This window comes from Gordonia westfalica (assembly GCF_900105725.1).
In the GTDB taxonomy this organism is placed as follows: Bacteria; Actinomycetota; Actinomycetes; order Mycobacteriales; family Mycobacteriaceae; genus Gordonia; species Gordonia westfalica.
Window position 1 is genome coordinate 4,400,893 of record NZ_FNLM01000034.1, and the last position, 15,555, is coordinate 4,416,447.

Annotated in this window: 11 protein-coding genes; 6 read left to right on the top strand and 5 right to left on the bottom strand. The window is 65.2% G+C overall.

Going from position 1 to position 15,555, the window contains the following annotated elements; translation table 11 throughout:
* Positions 1–9: 9 nt before the first annotated feature.
* Entirely contained in the window at positions 10–1,119 is a 1,110-nt protein-coding gene (locus tag BLU62_RS25655; RefSeq protein WP_074852629.1) for a hypothetical protein, read from the bottom strand.
* A gap of 128 nt (positions 1,120–1,247) precedes the next feature.
* On the opposite strand from BLU62_RS25655, the gene BLU62_RS25660 reads away from it, so the two are divergent.
* Together BLU62_RS25660 and BLU62_RS25665 are read left to right on the top strand one after the other, a co-directional pair.
* Entirely contained in the window at positions 1,248–1,523 is a 276-nt protein-coding gene (locus BLU62_RS25660) for a hypothetical protein (protein ID WP_074852630.1), read from the top strand.
* Complete coding sequence (locus tag BLU62_RS25665) at positions 1,520–4,966, top strand: DEAD/DEAH box helicase family protein (RefSeq protein WP_074852631.1); 3,447 nt, start codon at positions 1,520–1,522, stop codon at positions 4,964–4,966. Before BLU62_RS25660 ends, BLU62_RS25665 begins: the two co-directional genes overlap by 4 nt.
* A 102-nt stretch (positions 4,967–5,068) precedes the next feature.
* Here the strand turns inward: BLU62_RS25665 and BLU62_RS25670 are convergent, their stop codons facing one another.
* Both BLU62_RS25670 and BLU62_RS25675 read right to left on the bottom strand, forming a co-directional pair.
* Entirely contained in the window at positions 5,069–5,956 is an 888-nt protein-coding gene (locus tag BLU62_RS25670) for a MaoC/PaaZ C-terminal domain-containing protein (RefSeq protein WP_074852632.1), read from the bottom strand.
* The gene (locus BLU62_RS25675; RefSeq protein ID WP_074852633.1) at positions 5,956–7,320 is read right to left on the bottom strand and encodes a 3-oxoacyl-ACP reductase; all 1,365 of its coding nucleotides are present in this window, start codon (positions 7,318–7,320) and stop codon (positions 5,956–5,958) included. The genes BLU62_RS25670 and BLU62_RS25675 overlap by 1 nt, the downstream gene beginning before the upstream one ends.
* An 88-nt stretch (positions 7,321–7,408) precedes the next feature.
* Between BLU62_RS25675 and BLU62_RS25680 the strand changes: the two genes are divergently transcribed.
* From BLU62_RS25680 to BLU62_RS25690, 3 genes are all read left to right on the top strand, one after another.
* Positions 7,409–8,722 (top strand): acetyl-CoA C-acetyltransferase, encoded by a 1,314-nt coding sequence (locus tag BLU62_RS25680; RefSeq protein ID WP_074852634.1) that lies wholly within the window; start codon positions 7,409–7,411, stop codon positions 8,720–8,722.
* 294 nt (positions 8,723–9,016) lie between these two features.
* The gene (locus BLU62_RS25685; protein WP_425284592.1) at positions 9,017–10,702 is read left to right on the top strand and encodes a VanW family protein; all 1,686 of its coding nucleotides are present in this window, start codon (positions 9,017–9,019) and stop codon (positions 10,700–10,702) included.
* Between the two features lie 64 nt (positions 10,703–10,766).
* Complete coding sequence (locus BLU62_RS25690; RefSeq protein ID WP_024497427.1) at positions 10,767–11,546, top strand: SDR family NAD(P)-dependent oxidoreductase; 780 nt, start codon at positions 10,767–10,769, stop codon at positions 11,544–11,546.
* Between the two features lie 80 nt (positions 11,547–11,626).
* Here the strand turns inward: BLU62_RS25690 and BLU62_RS25695 are convergent, their stop codons facing one another.
* Positions 11,627–12,682: a zinc-dependent alcohol dehydrogenase family protein gene (locus BLU62_RS25695; protein ID WP_074852636.1), complete on the bottom strand. Its 1,056-nt coding sequence runs from the start codon at positions 12,680–12,682 to the stop codon at positions 11,627–11,629.
* A gap of 175 nt (positions 12,683–12,857) precedes the next feature.
* Here BLU62_RS25695 and BLU62_RS25700 point away from each other — a divergent pair, with 175 nt between their 5' ends.
* Complete coding sequence (locus tag BLU62_RS25700; protein WP_244278323.1) at positions 12,858–13,484, top strand: LppU/SCO3897 family protein; 627 nt, start codon at positions 12,858–12,860, stop codon at positions 13,482–13,484.
* Between the two features lie 90 nt (positions 13,485–13,574).
* Here BLU62_RS25700 and BLU62_RS25705 read toward each other — a convergent pair whose 3' ends face one another.
* On the bottom strand, positions 13,575–15,410 hold the full coding sequence (locus BLU62_RS25705) for an acyl-CoA dehydrogenase (protein ID WP_074853305.1): 1,836 nt from the start codon (positions 15,408–15,410) through the stop codon (positions 13,575–13,577).
* Positions 15,411–15,555: the final 145 nt, after the last annotated feature.

Below are 15,555 nucleotides of genomic sequence, written 5' to 3' on the forward strand. Positions count from 1 at the left end.
CTCAGGGGTTCAGACGAGTTCGTCCGTGCTTGTCGCAGTTTCCAGCGAGTGGTGCGTAGTGTAACGGTGGCGTTGGACGTAAGCGGACCCACGCCCTGTGGAAAGATGCGGGATAGGTTTGGCCAGGGTCAGGTGCTTGGGGTGGCCACCCGAGCTGAGCAGGAACACCTGGTACCGGCCATGAGTCCAACCCACCGAGAGGCTCGCTGTTATCGCCTTGCCGATCTTGCGGTCGTTCTTGTGAGTGTCGCCTGCCAGACCTTGAAGTCGGGCGGCTTCGGCGGAAGTCCACACCACATTCGGACGATGATGCAGGATGGCCGGAACCTCCGGCTTGATCTCCTTGTCAGCGTAGAACGCCATGTAGTCCGCAGGACGAAAGTTGCGATCAGGCGGACAGATGTACACCGACGTCGACTGATAGAGCGGCCACGCGAGCCCCGCGGGTACCACCAGAGTGTCGACCGGAGCCACCGGTCGCTCGGTATAGACTTTGGTCACTCTCTGGATGCCGTCGAGCCAGATACGTGCGTCAGGATCGATCCACTCCACCAGTGACAGCATGGTGTCAAGTTCGAGCAGGATGTCTTGCGCCAAGAGGGAATCGTGATGGGCCAAGCGGTTACGAAACTTGCGGGTGCGCTCCAAGGCCACAATGACGTTCTTCCGACTCCCCGAAGGGGTACCCGGCAGCGCATACGTCAGCGCGCTGCGCCACAAGTCCTCATAGGGCGCTTTAAAGAACGCCGTCCAGAAGCCAAACGATAACCCCGCGATGATCTGGCCCCGCGCATCCCGGCGCGGGCTGATCCCGCGAAGGCGGCCCCGCGTCGTCTCAACCGCGGTAGTGATCTCGTTATGGGAGGGACCGTTCACCGACGGCAGCATGAACCAGGGGAGCCCTCGACGGCTCTCGTCAGCGAATTTGGTCAGCTCACGATCAATCGCGTTGCGCAGAAGCACCTCGAGGTAGGCAAGCACCTCCATCGACGCTGCGGAAATCTGGGTGTTCCACTCATAGAGCCTCAACGCCAGCGCCTCGTCACCGTCAGCCTCCCGCAGATACGGAGCCAACCGGTCACTGCTCAACAACGCTACGAGATGGCTACCGCTGCTCATACCGAACGATGCTATCCTGATCCGTGAACGCCCCATGTTCGCCTCTGCCCTCGGCACGCGGCTTGGGGCTCCATTCGTTCTAGGGTCGCGCATCTGATGTCATCGATGCGGCACGCCTACACAATCAGATGGCCGTTCCCGAGAAGTCGACGGCGGAAGGTGTGCTGCTGCATCCGAGAATCGGGCAGCATCTCGATGAATCGGCGACAATTCACGGGCGCCGCCGGAAACACCTGATCGTCGACCTGGGTGTATGCGCTGTTGACATCCGTCTGGCGTTGCTGGCGTTCCGCGGAACGCTATTGTCAGTCAGTTTGTCCGACCGCCTCGCTACGCTGGTCGGCTCGGCAACAACGGAGCATCTTTGTGTCAGGATCAGGGGCGGTGAAGGGAGGCAGCAATGACAGGCAACTTCGAGTTCCTGCATGCCGAGTGGCCACAGCTATACGCAAGCGCCAAGAGCGCAGAGCGAGACGCACTGTTCGATGCCCGAACCACATGCTTCTACGCGCGTCGGACACTCGAATCGACAGTGCAGTGGCTCTACACCGCGCACGACCTCCAGGCTCCGTACCGCGACGACCTCTCCGCGCGAATTCACGAGCCGGCTTTCCAGCAGTTGTTGCCGCCGCAGCTGTTCCCGAAGATGAACCTCATTCGGAAGAGCGGCAACCATGCGGTCCACGACGACCGGCCTGTCAGCAAGGAGTTCGGACTCCGGGTGCTGGGCGAGCTGTTCCACATCCTGTCGTGGTTGGCGCGCGAGTACGCGTCGAACCCGGCCTCCAAACCGGCGGCCGACGTACAACTGGAGCGCGAGCGTCTTCCTAAACCAGGTGGTGGTCCAGGGGTCGCGAAGACGGTTGCCCAACTGCAGCAGCTGAACGCGCAGCTGGAACAGAAGGATGCAGAACTCGCACAGGCCGCCCAGCAGCGCGCCGACCTCACCGCCCAGCTCACCGCCCGCGACGACCAGCTCAAGGCGGCGGATGCCGAGAAAGCGACACTCGAGGACCTGATTGCAGCCCTGCGAGCACAGGTCGTTGCAGCCAAGGACGCGGCCGCGCCGCGTCGGGATACCCACGACTACAACGAAGCCCAAACCCGAAGCGACATCATCGACCTGATGCTGCACGAAGCGGGCTGGCCTCTGAACGAGCCGCGGGACCGCGAGTATCCCGTGACCGGGATGCCGGACGGCAAGAATGGATACGTCGACTACGTACTGTGGGGCAAAGACGGGCTGCCGCTCGCGGTCGTCGAAGCCAAACGAACGTCCAAGGACGCCGGTGCCGGCAAACATCAGGCCACGCTCTATGCCGACAGCTTGGAAGCCATGACGGGTCGTCGGCCGATCATCTTTTATACCAACGGGTTCGAGATCTACCTGCACGACGATCTGAACTATCCGGCCCGGCTCGTCGAGGGTTTCTACACGCGAGACGAACTCGAGCTCGAGATCCAACGTCGAACGACCCGCAAGAAGCTCGCCGACATCGATGTCCCCACGTCGATCGTCGAGCGCCACTATCAGACGCGAGCAATCAGGCGGGTCGCCGACCGATTCGAGAACGAGCGTCAGCGGTCTGCGCTCCTGGTGATGGCGACCGGGTCTGGTAAGACGCGGACGGTCATCGCCCTCTCCGACATGCTGATGCGCGCCAACTGGGCCAAACGCATCCTGTTCCTCGCCGACCGGGTGGCGCTGGTCAAGCAGGCCGTGAACGCCTACAAGACCTTCCTACCCGAGGCGCCACCGGTGAACTTGTTGACCGACAAGAGCACCGACGGCCGCGTCTACGTATCGACCTATCCGACGATGATGGGCCTGATCAACGAGATCGACAACGGCCGACGCCGCTTCGGTCCTGGTTACTTCGATCTCATCGTCATCGACGAGGCGCACCGATCCGTGTACCAGAAGTACCGCCGGATCTTCGAGTACTTCGACTCGTTCCTGCTCGGCCTCACCGCCACCCCGAAGGACGACGTCGATTTCAACACCTTTCAGCTCTTCGGGCTCGAGACCGGTGTTCCCACCGACGACTACGAACTCGAGGAAGCCATCAATGACGGCTACCTCGTCCCGCCGCGAGCAGTCAACGTGCCTTTGGGATTTCAACGCCACGGGATCAAGTACGACGACCTGACCGACGAGGAGAAGAAGCGCTGGGAGGCCCAGGATTGGGAGCTCGGTGACGACGATGACGAGTATCCCGATGCCGTCGATGCTGAGGCCGTCAACAAATGGCTGTTCAACACCGACACCGTCGACAAGGCGCTCGAAGTACTCATGACGAGAGGACACAAGGTCGCCGGTGGCGACCGGCTCGGCAAGACGATCATCTTTGCCAAGAACCAGCGCCACGCCGACTTCATCGCGCAACGCTTCGACGTCAACTATCCCCAGTACAAAGGAACATTCGCGGCGGTCATCACACACGCGGTCTCACATGGCCAAGACCTGATTGATCGGTTCTCGCAGCCGAACTCAGAGCCGCACATCGCCGTCTCTGTCGACATGCTGGACACCGGCGTCGACGTTCCCGACGTCGTCAATCTCGTCTTTTTCAAACCGGTTCGATCGAAGACCAAGTTCTGGCAGATGGTCGGCCGGGGAACGCGGCTACGGCCCGACCTCTACGGCCCGGACCAGGACAAGAAAGACTTCTTCATCTTCGACCTGTGTGGCAACGTCGAGTTCTTCGGCGCTCACCCGGAATCCACAGAGGGAACGATCGTCAAGAGTCTGTCGCAGAAGCTCTTCGAGAAGCGCACCGACATTGTCTTCGCACTCGACAGGTCAAGAATCTACCCCGGTCTACGCGACGAGGTCGCAGACGGTCTTCACCGGCACGTCCAGTCTATGAACCTGGACAACTTCCTCGTCCGGCCACGGCGTCGCCAGGTCGAAGCCTATCGCGATCGCGCCCAATGGGATTCGTTGACCGAGCAGAAACTCCGCGAGATCGTCGACAACCTGTCCGATCTGCCCACCACCATCCGCGACACCGACGAGATGGCCAAACGCTTCGATTTGATCGTGCTCAGTGGCCAGCTCGCAGTCATCGAAGGCGACGAGACCGAGTTCTCGCACCGCAGAGACCGGATGCGGGAGATCGCGGACGGCCTTCTCGAACAGCTGACCATCCCGAAGATCAAAGCCAAGGAAGCGCTCCTGCGTGAAGTCGCTTCCGAAGAGTGGTGGGTCGACGTCACGCCGGAGATGCTCGAGGAAGTTCGCAAGGAAGTCCGATCGCTCGTCGGTCTACTCGAGAAGACCAAGCAGCCAATCGTCTACACCGAGTTCGCCGATACCTTCATCGGCGACGTCGAAGAAGTCGACATGCCGGTCATGCGCACCGGGACGGATAAGGAACGGTTCACCGCGAAGATTCGCGACTATCTCCGATACCAACCGGACAACCTTGCTCTGCAGAAACTCCGGACCGGAAAACCGTTGACGCAGAGTGACCTCGATTCGCTGCAGGAACTCCTGGGCCGCAGCGGAGCGGGCTCGCCCGAAGAGCTTCAGCAAGCCATCGACGAAGCGCAAGGTCTGTCCAAGTTCATCCGGTCGCTCGTCGGACTCGACCGGCAGGCAGTCAACGAGCGCTTCACAGCCTTCCTCGCCGAGACCAACGCAACAGCCGACCAGATCGACTTCGTCGGTCTCATCGTCGACTATCTGACCCGGAACGGCTCGATGGAACCGGGCCAACTCTACGACCCGCCGTTCATCGACAAGGCGCCGCAGGGGCCGGACCAAGTGTTCGACATGGACCGTTTGTCCAGGCTCGTCGAGATCATCGAAGGGTTCGACGAAGCGGGTGGACGGTCCGCGTAGCTATGACTTCTTGTCCCGCAGTAACTCTCGCGGGCTTATTTCCTTCCCGCTGATTGGATCCGATCAGCGGGAAGGAAACGGTCAAGCGGGAATGAGGTGCCGTCAGCCCTTCCGCGTCGTCGCGGTGAGGTGCGGGAATCCCTTGCGACGGTCGCGGATCGCGATGTCGAAGTTCCCCTCGCCGTCGATCCGGCGGGTGTAGAGGTTCACCTTGGCGGGCAGCAGGATCGGCTTGCCGAACTTCACGTCGTAGGTGACCGCGCCGGGCAGCTGTGACTCGACGTTCGCGATTGCGGCTGCGGCACTCCACATCCCGTGGGCGATCGCCCTGGGGAAACCGAAGGCCTTGGCCGTCAGGTTCGCCATGTGGATCGGGTTCCGGTCGCCCGACGCGGCGGCGTACTCGCGGATCCGCTTGAGGTCCACGGCCAGGATCGAATCCGGCGGCGGCGGGGTCTTCGACTTCGGCTCCGGACCGCGCGGCTCGTCGGACAGGCTGGTCCGCTGCTGCTTGAGGAAGGTCGCGGTCTGCGTCGTCACCAGTTCGGAGCCGACGCTGATCTCGCTGATGAGGTCGACGAGGATTCCCTTGCGATGCTCACGCAGGTTCTCCGCGTGCGTCTCGATAGACAACGGCTCGCCGACCTCGATCGGACGCTTGCGCTCGATCTTGTTCGTCATGTGGACCGAACCGATTGCGCCGAACGGGAATTCATCCGACGTCAGCAGCTTCATGACCACCGGGAACTGCAGTACGAACGGGTACGTCACCGGCAGGGTGGTGCCGAAGCGCTGACCGGTGGCATGGCAATACGCCTGCAGCGCAGCGGGATCGACGCGGACGTCGTCGAGGCGGTAGCGGGTGTCGGGGACGGTCGCGTCGGCCGCGACACGGGCGGGCTTGCCGATACCCGGCAGCATGGCGGTGACGGCCTTGCCGTACAGGTCGCCGGTGCCGGGAGCGCCCGGGAGTGTGATCGTCTTGGCCATCACGCACCCAGGAATCCCTGGCCGCAGACGCGGACCACGTTGCCGGTGATGGCGCTGCTCGCCGGATTGGCGAAGTAGGCCACGGTCTCGGCGACGTCGACGGTCTGGCCGCCCTGCTGCAGCGAGCTCATCAGGCGGCCGGCCTCACGGGTTGCCAGCGGGATCGCCGCGGTCATCTTGGTCTCGATGAAGCCGGGCGCGACGGCGTTGATGGTGATGCCCTTCTCACCCAGGATCGGTGCGTAGGCGTCGACCAGGCCGATGACACCGGCCTTCGATGCGCCGTAGTTGGTCTGGCCGCGGTTGCCGGCGATACCGGCGATCGACGACACGTCGATGACCGCGCCGCCCGAACGCAGCGCGCCCTTCTCCAGCAGCGTCTCGACGAGGGTCTGCGGGGCGATGAGGTTGACCGCGATGACGGCATCCCAGCGGGCGTCGTCCATGTTGGCGAGCAGCTTGTCGCGGGTGATGCCGGCGTTGTTGACGATGATGTCGATGCCGCCGTGACGTTCGAGAGCGTGCTCCGCGAGCTTCGCGCCGGCCTCGGGATCGGTCACGTCGATGGGGAACGACGTGCCGCCGACCTTGTTCGCGGTCTCCGACAGCGCGTCACCGGCCTGCGGGACGTCGGCGGCGATCACGTGAGCACCGTCGCGCGCGAGGACCTCGGCGATGGTCGCGCCGATGCCGCGGGCGGCGCCGGTCACCACGGCGACCTTGCCCTCGAGCGGTCGGTCCCAGTCCTTCGGGGCGGTCGCGTCGGCCGAACCGACCCGGATGACCTGCGCGTCGACGAAAGCGGACTTGGCGGACAGCACAAAGCGTACGGTCGACTCCAGGCCGGTCAGACCGGTCTTGGCGTCGGGCGAGACGTACACGAGCTGGACGGTGGAGCCCTTGAGCAGCTCCTTGCCGAGTGAGCGGGTGAAGCCCTCGAGAGCGCGCTGCGCGACCCGCTCGGAGGGATCGGTCACGAGCTCCGGCGTGGTGCCGATGACCAGGAAGCGCGCGCACGGGGCGGTCGAGCGCATCGCCGGCTGGAAGAACTCGAACAACTGGCGCAGTTCGGCAGGGGAGGTGATGCCGGTGGCGTCGAAGACCAGTCCGCCGTACTTGTCGGCGCTGCGGCCGGTCACGGCGTTCTGGATGAGGTCATAGTCGTCGCCCGAGAGCATCTCGCGCAGCGGTTCGACGAGGCGTCCCGATCCTCCGAGCAGTACGGGTCCGGGCAGCGGCGGCTCGGACGGCTTGTAGCGCCGCAGGGGCGGCGGCACGGGGAGTCCGGCCTGCTTGGCGATGAATGCGCCCGGCGCGGAATGGACGAAGCTCGAGTACAGGCCAGTGTTTCCGTTGGCGGCCACGTTGATCTCCTCTGACTGTCGTTCGACAACGAACTTACTGTTGAGTAAGAATACGCTATAGATACCGCACACGACCCTGGAGATCGACGTGGCAGAGAACAGCACCACCCCGAAGAAGCCCGAGACCCGCACCGACCGTCCGGTGGCGATCCTCGGCGGCAACCGCATTCCGTTCGCCCGCCAGGACAAGGCATATGCCAAGGTCAGCAACCAGGAGATGTTCACCGCGGCCCTCGACGGTCTGGTGAGCCGCTTCAGCCTGCAGGGCGAGAAGCTCGGCATGGTCGCCGGCGGCGCCGTGCTCAAGCACGCCCGTGACTTCAATCTCATCCGTGAATCGGTTCTGGGATCGGCACTCTCGCCGTACACGCCCGCCTTCGACATCCAGCAGGCGTGCGGCACCGGCCTGCAGGCCATCACCACCGTCGCCGACGGCATCGCGCGCGGCCGCTACGACGCCGCGATCGGTGGCGGCGTCGACACCACCTCCGACGCCCCGATCGCAGTCGGTGAGGGCCTCCGCCGCCAGCTGCTCGAGGTCAACCGCGCCCGGTCCACCAAGGACCAGATCCTCGGCGCCGTGAAGCTGCTCACCAAGCTCGGGATCGAGATCCCGCAGAACGGCGAGCCGCGCACCGGCATGTCGATGGGTGAGCACGCCGCCATCACGGCCAAGGAATTCGGCATCAAGCGGGCCGACCAGGACGAGCTGGCCGCACGCAGCCACCAGAACATGGCCGCCGCCTACGACGACGGGTTCTTCGACGACCTGATCACCCCGTTCATGGGCCTCACCCGCGACCAGAACCTGCGCGGCGACTCCACCGCCGAGAAGCTCGCCAAGCTCAAGCCGGTCTTCGGCGTCTCCCTCGGCGACGCGACCATGACCGCGGGCAACTCGACCCCGCTCACCGACGGCGCGTCGACCGTCCTGCTGGCCAGCGACGAGTGGGCGGCCGAGCGCGGCCTGCCGGTGCTCGCGTACTTCGTGGACAGCGAGACCGCTGCCGTCGACTACGTGAACGGGCCCGACGGCCTGCTCATGGCCCCGACCTACGCCGTGCCTCGTCTGCTGGCCCGCAACGGTCTCACCCTGCAGGACTTCGATTTCTACGAGATCCACGAGGCGTTCGCGTCGGTCGTGCTCGCGACGCTGCAGGCGTGGGAGTCCGAGGAGTACTGCAAGGAGCGTCTGGGCCTCGACTCGGCTCTCGGACCCATCGACCGGTCCAAGCTCAACGTCAACGGCTCCTCGCTCGCGGCGGGTCACCCGTTCGCCGCGACCGGCGGCCGCATCGTCGCGCAGGCGGCGAAGCAGATCAAGGAGAACGGCGGTGGTCGTGCGCTGATCTCGATCTGTGCCGCCGGCGGCCAGGGCGTCACCGCCATCATCGCGGGCTGATCCCGCGTCCGGCTCGGTTGCCGGACCGAACTGAACAAAGAGATGGATCGGGCGACGAATCGCTCGATCCGTCTCTTTTTCGACCTCGAAATGGGGTCCTTCGTCACATGTTTGGACTAAACGAGACCCCGGACGTGTCAACGGCCGAAAAGTAGCGTAAACATGAAGACAGCTCCGGCAGAGCTGTCAGACCCCCGACCCGACAGCTCAGCCGGAGCACCTACATTTCTGGGGTATGAGTTCTGCGGCCACCACCACGACTGGCCCAGGTAGTCAGCCGTGATGGATGGAGTTGTGACCACGAGCGCCCGGCGAGTCCGCCACGCGATACGCGCTGTGCTCGCCGTCGTCGTCCTCGTGACGCTCGCGCTCTCCATCGACTTCGTCGCCACCCGCGATCACTCCGCCCGCGGAGCCGTCATCGGCGGGATCTCGGCAGGCAATCGCGACGCCGGCGGGCTCGACCCCGTCATCGAGGAGCTGGCCCAGCGCTCCACCCAGCCGGTCGTCCTACGAACCCCCGAGGGGTCGGCAGAGGTCGCGCCGGCAGAACTCGGCCTCTCCTTCGACGGGGACGCGACCCGCGCGCGTCTCCTCGAACAGCCGCGTAACCCGGTCGCGCGGTTTCTGGCCCTCTTCGGCCGCGGTCTCGACGTCGAACCGGTCGTGGAACTCGACCCGGCCGCCATGAACAAGGCCCTCGACGCCCATCGTCGGTCGCTGGAGAAGGCGGCGGTCGAGGGCGGCGTGCACTATCAGGGCACGACGCCGGTGGGCGACGAGCCGGCACCGGGCGAACGCGTCGCACGCGAGGCCGCGGCGGTCGTGCTCGTCGACCGCTGGCTCGACGGGGCGCCGATCGACATGCCGATGGAACCGTTCTCGCCGACCGTCAGCCCGGAGGTCGTCGCCGCGACCGTCGCCGGCCCCGCCGAACGCGCGACGTCGGCGGCGGTGAAGCTGACCGATCGGCGGAAGCGCACGGTCGAGGTCCCGGCGGGGGACATCGCGTCGATGCTGACCTTCGGTCCCGACGGCCGGGGCGGACTCGCGCCCCGCGTCGACGAGAAGAAGGCCCGAGAGTCGCTCGCCCCAGATCTCGATCCTTCCCAGCGGCCGGCCGTCAGTGCGACATTCAGCCTCGCGAGTGGCAGTCCGACCGTCGTGCCGGCGGTCACCGGCTCGAAGATCAACTGGGACAAGACGCTCCAGACGCTCGCCACGACCGCGGTCGCGGACGGCGGCAACCGAACCACCGACGTGGTCTACGACGACGTCGACCCCAAGCTGACCACCGAAGCCGCCCGCAAACTCGGTGTGCGCGAACTGATCAGCGAGTACACCACCGACGGTTTCTCGAGCGCATCCGGCGAGAACATCCGTCTCGTCGCCGCCGAGGTCGACGGCGCGCTGGTCCTGCCCGGCAAGGTGTTCTCGCTCAACGGGCACACCGGTCCGCGTGGTGCCGCCGAGGGTTATGTGGACTCGACGATCATCAACAACGGCCGCGCCGCGACGGCCGTCGGCGGCGGGATCTCCCAGTTCGCGACCACTCTCTACAACGCCGCCTACTTCGCCGGACTCGAGGACGTCGACCACACCGAGCACGCGTACTACATCTCGCGGTACCCCGAGGCGCGCGAGGCCACCGTCTTCGAGGGCGCCATCGACCTGAAGTTCCGCAACAACACCCGTCACGGCGTGCTCATCGAGACCAGCTGGTCGCCGTCCGCGGTCACCGTGCGGCTGTGGGGTACCAAGGCTTTCGAGGTCGAGTCGATCACCGGCGAGCGGACCGACCCCACCGAGCCGGAGAAGATCAAACTCCCCAAGGGTGACGACTGCATCGCCAGCAACGGTAGCAAGGGTTTCACGACGTCGAATACGCGGATCATCCGCGACGCCCGCACCGGACAAGAGGTCAAGCGGCACACCCGCACCGTCCGGTATGCGCCCGAGCCGAACGTGAAGTGCGTGTAGACCGATCGGAGTGTTTCGCCCGGGGTCTTTACCGAGCGATAGAACGCTCGATAGGCTCCGAGTCGTGGATATCAATGGAGCTAGTGCAATCGTCACGGGTGGCGCGTCGGGGATCGGCGCAGCTGCGGCTCGCCAGCTGGCGGCCAAGGGTGCGAAGGTCATCGTCGCCGACCTGAACGCAGACAAGGGTGAGGAACTCGCCAAGGAGATCGGCGGGCAGTTCGTCGCCGTCGACGTGACCTCGACCGAGCAGATCGAGGCTGCCGTCAACGCGGCCACCGAGCTCGGCCCGCTGCGCGCGCTGGTCAACTCGGCCGGCATCGGCTGGGCCCAGCGCACCATCGGCCGCGACGGCGAATTCGGATCGGCACACAACCTGGACGCCTACAAGAAGGTCATCGCGATCAACCTGATCGGCACCTTCGACTGCATCCGTCTCGCCGCCACCGCGATGAGCCGCAACGAGCCGCTCGACGCACACGGTGAGCGCGGCGCGATCGTCAACATGGCCAGTGTCGCCGCCTTCGACGGCCAGATCGGCCAGGCGTCGTACTCGTCGTCCAAGGGCGGCGTCGTCGGCATGACCCTGCCGGTCGCGCGTGACCTGGCCGCGGTCGGCATCCGCGTCAACACCATCGCCCCCGGCCTGATCGACACCCCGATCTACGGCGAGGGCGAGGCCGCCGAGGCCTTTAAGGCGAAGCTGGGCGAGTCGGTCCTGTTCCCGCATCGTCTGGGCGCCCCCGACGAGCTGGCCTCGATGGTCGTCGAGCTGGTCACCAACAGCTACATGAACGCCGAGGTGATCCGCGTCGACGGCGGCATCCGGATGCCTCCGAAGTAGTCCGTAAGACCACCACTTCTCGCCGAACCCACTGCCTCTCACCGGCGGTGGGTTCGGCCTTTTCCGGTGGGTTGTGTCGGTCAGGCCTGCAGGATGACTTTCAGCGCCTTGGTCTCGGCGGCCCGGCCGAAGACGTCGTAGGCCTCGATGATGTCGCCGAGGTCGAAGCGGTGGCTGACGAACAGGTCGGGGTCGATTCGACGCTGCGCGACGAGTTTGAGCAGAACGCCGAGCGTGTCGGTGTTCACCAGGCCCATCGAGACGTTGATGTTGGAGATCCACAGGTCCTGGAGCGCGAGCTCCACCGGGGCGCCGTGCACGCCGACGTTGGCGACATGGCCCGCGGGCCGGACGACGTCCAGGCACATCTGGAAGGTCTGCGGGATGCCCACGGCCTCGATTGCGACGTCGACGCCGAGCCCGTCGGTCATCGCGAGAACCTGGTCTTTCCAATCGGGATCCGACGACACCACACCGTCGGTCGCGCCGAAGGCCTTGGCCTGCTCGACACGGTTCGGGTCGATGTCGACGGCGATCACGCGGCTCGGCCCGTACAGTCCCGACGTCGCGATCGTCGCGAGACCCACCGGTCCGGCGCCGACGACGGCCACCACATCACCGGGTTTGACGTTGCCGTACCGGATGCCGATCTCATGTCCGGTCGGCAGGATGTCGCTGAGCACGACGCCCTGCTCCGGCGTGACCCCCGGCGGCAGTTTGTAGACGGAGGTCTCGGCGTAGGGCACGCGTACGAACTCGGCCTGCGTGCCGTCGATGAGGTGCCCGAAGATCCAACCGATGCCCGGCGCCCCCTCGTCGCCGAGACAGTGCGAATGCACTCCGTGCTTGCAGAAGTCGCATTTCCCGCAGGCCGAGACGCACGACAGTATCACCTGGTCGCCGACCGCGAGAGTGGTTACCGCCGAGCCGATCTCGGTGATCGTGCCGACGCCTTCGTGGCCGAGGATGCGGCCTTGTTCGACCGCGGGGACGTCACCTTTGAGGATGTGGAGATCGGTGCCGCAGATGGTGGTCGCGTCCATCTTCACGATGACGTCGGTGGGTTGGAGGATCTTCGGTTCGGGTACGTCGTCCCAGCTCTTCTCGCCTGGACCGTAGAATACGAGTGCCTTCATCGGCTCTCCCTCGAGTTGTCTCCGACTGTCTGTGGTTCCCTCCTCGAGGCTAGGAGACCTTCGCCGGACACGCCCGGGCCTTCTCGTATTGAGACGCGACCGCAATCCCAGACCCACCCCTTTTCGGCAAACCCAGCCCCTTGTGACGGGGTGATTCTGCGGAAAAATGGTGGGTTTGCAGGCGTCTGTGAGTTGTCCGCCGTACCCGGGACAACCGCCGGCGGGCCAGTATCCGCAGGGTCCCTGGGGACCGCCGCCGCCGAAGAAGAGTCACAAGGGGCTCTGGATCACGCTCGGCGTCCTCGCGTTCCTCGTCGTGGGCGCGGTGATCGCCGGCGGGGTGGCACTGGTCGGGAACTCCGACGGTGCGATCGTCTACAACGCCGACGACGTCGACGTGGGGCAGTGTCTCGAGGTGACGTCAGGGTCGGACTCGCTGAAGGCCGAGAAGATCTCGTGTGACACCACGGACTTCCACTACGTCGTCGCCGGCAAGTCGTTCACCCGATTCGGTTGCGGGCTCGGCTATTCGACGTTCTGGTTCGCCGGCAACGAGAAGGAGGTCCTGTGTCTCGCCCAGGCCGGGAAGTGCTACCACCTGCCCGAATCGTCGGGCGCGGACACGACGTCGCTTGCTCAGGCCCGTGAGATCGACTGCGGCCAACCGGTTCCGGCCGGCGAGGCGACCAACTTCAAGGTCGAGACCAAGGAGTCCCGGGAGCCGGATTGCCCCGAGGGGCAAGGTGAGTACTACGTGGCCCAACCTAAGCCGACCGGATACTGCGTCTCGCTGCTCGAGTGACCGCTCCGCAAACCCACCACAAATGGGCAAACCCACCACCTCGCAAGGTGGTGGGTTTGCCGATTAAGGGTGGGTTTGCGGATCCTCAGATCAGAAGGCCGCTACGTCGAGCTCCATGATGTCGTTGTCGACGTTCTCGACGGTGACGCGCACGGCGGTGAGGAGCGGCAGCATGTTCTTGGCGAAGAAGGCTGCCACGCCGACCTTGCCCTCGTAGAACGCCTTGTCGGCGTCGGAGGCACCGTTGTCGAGTGCGGCGAGGGCGATCTCGGCCTGGCGCAGCAGCAGCCAGCCGATGAGCAGGTCGCCGACGGCCATCAGGAAGCGGACCGAACCGAGGCCCACCTTGTAGAGCTCGGTCGAGTTCTCCTGTGCGGCCATCAGGCTGCCGGTCAGGGAGGCGGCCATGGCCTGGACGTCGTCGAGGGCGGTCTTCAGCAGAGCGCGCTCGGCCTTGAGGCGACCGTTGCCCGCCTCGGAGTCGATGAAGCTCTGGATCTGTCCGGCGACGTGTGCCAGTGCCTGACCCTTGTCGCGGATGATCTTGCGGAAGAAGAAGTCCTGCGCCTGGATGGCGGTGGTGCCCTCGTAGAGCGAGTCGATCTTCGAGTCGCGGATGTACTGCTCGATCGGGTAGTCCTGCAGGAATCCCGAACCGCCGAGGGTCTGCAGCGACTCGTGGCCGAGGGTGCCGTAGGCGCGCTCGGAGCCGACGCCCTTGACGATGGGCAGCAGCAGATCGTTGACGCGAGCGGCCATCTCGGCGTCGGCGCCGGAGACGATCTTCGCGGCGGCGGCGTCCTGGTGCGACGCGGTGTAGAGGTAGATCGCGCGCAGACCCTCGGCATAGGCCTTCTGGGTCATGAGCGAACGACGCACATCCGGGTGGTGGGTGATCGACACGCGCGGCGCGGCCTTGTCGGTCATCTGGGTCATGTCGGCACCCTGGATGCGCTCCTTGGCGTACTCGAGCGCGTTCAGGTAACCGGTCGACAGGGTAGAGATGGCCTTGGTGCCCACCATCATTCGAGCGTGCTCGATGACCTCGAACATCTGCGCGATGCCCTGGTGGACCTCGCCGACGAGCCAGCCCTTGGCCGGGATGCCGTGCTGGCCGAAGGTGACCTCACACGTGGCCGACGCCTTGATGCCCATCTTGTGCTCGACGTTGGTGACGAAGGCGCCGTTGCGCTCGCCGAGTTCGCCGGTCTCGAAGTCGAAGTGGAACTTCGGCACGAAGAACAGCGACAGACCCTTGGTGCCCGGTCCGGCGCCCTCGGGGCGGGCGAGCACGAGGTGGAAGATGTTCTCGGTCATGTCCTGGTCGGCCGAGGTGATGAAGCGCTTCACGCCGTCGATGTGCCAGGAGCCGTCCTCCTGCTGGGTGGCCTTGGTGCGGCCGGCGCCCACGTCCGAACCGGCGTCGGGCTCGGTCAGCACCATGGTGGCGCCCCAGCCGCGCTCGGCGCAGATGGTGGCCCACTTCTTCTGCTCGTCGGTGCCGTTGTTGTAGAAGATCTCGGAGAATCCGGCGCCGGCGGCGTACATGAACACCGGCGGGTTGGCGCCGAGGATCATCTCGCCGATCGCCCAGTACAGCGAACGCGGGGCGGGGAGGCCGCCGAGCTCCTCGTGGATGCCGATCTTGTCCCAGCCGCCTTCGACGAGGGCGTTGTAGGACTTCTTGAAGGATTCGGGGATGGTGACGCTGTGGGTCTCGGGATCGAAGACCGGCGGGTTGCGGTCGGCGTCGACGAAGGATTCTGCGATGGGGCCCTCGGCCAGCGCCTTGACCTCGCGGAGCATGTCCACGGCGGTCTCGTGGTCGAGGTCGCCGAAGTCGCCCGACTCCAGCACCTTGTCGAGCTCGAACAGCTCGAACAGGTTGAACTGCAGGTCGCGCATGTTGCTCTTGTAATGGCCCATGGTGAATTCCTTCTCTGGTGTGGCCGTATGCGTGATGACGGTGTTGTCTGCCAGGTCCCGGTCCGACCCCATTCGGCTGGAGTGGGTACCGGCCGGTCCTGGTGGAGTTGTCTCGGTTCGAGCTAAGTTACTCGCCGGTAACCGC

Bases quoted from the DNA above. Each gene is read 5' to 3' on its own strand.
- BLU62_RS25655 (WP_074852629.1), bottom strand. From the start codon at position 1,119: ATGAGCAGCGGTAGCCATCTCGTAGCGTTGTTGAGCAGTGACCGGTTG.
- BLU62_RS25670 (WP_074852632.1), bottom strand. From the start codon at position 5,956: ATGGCCAAGACGATCACACTCCCGGGCGCTCCCGGCACCGGCGACCTG.
- BLU62_RS25660 (WP_074852630.1), top strand. From the start codon at position 1,248: ATGGCCGTTCCCGAGAAGTCGACGGCGGAAGGTGTGCTGCTGCATCCG.
- BLU62_RS25665 (WP_074852631.1), top strand. From the start codon at position 1,520: ATGACAGGCAACTTCGAGTTCCTGCATGCCGAGTGGCCACAGCTATAC.
- BLU62_RS25695 (WP_074852636.1), bottom strand. From the start codon at position 12,682: ATGAAGGCACTCGTATTCTACGGTCCAGGCGAGAAGAGCTGGGACGAC.
- BLU62_RS25705 (WP_074853305.1), bottom strand. From the start codon at position 15,410: ATGGGCCATTACAAGAGCAACATGCGCGACCTGCAGTTCAACCTGTTC.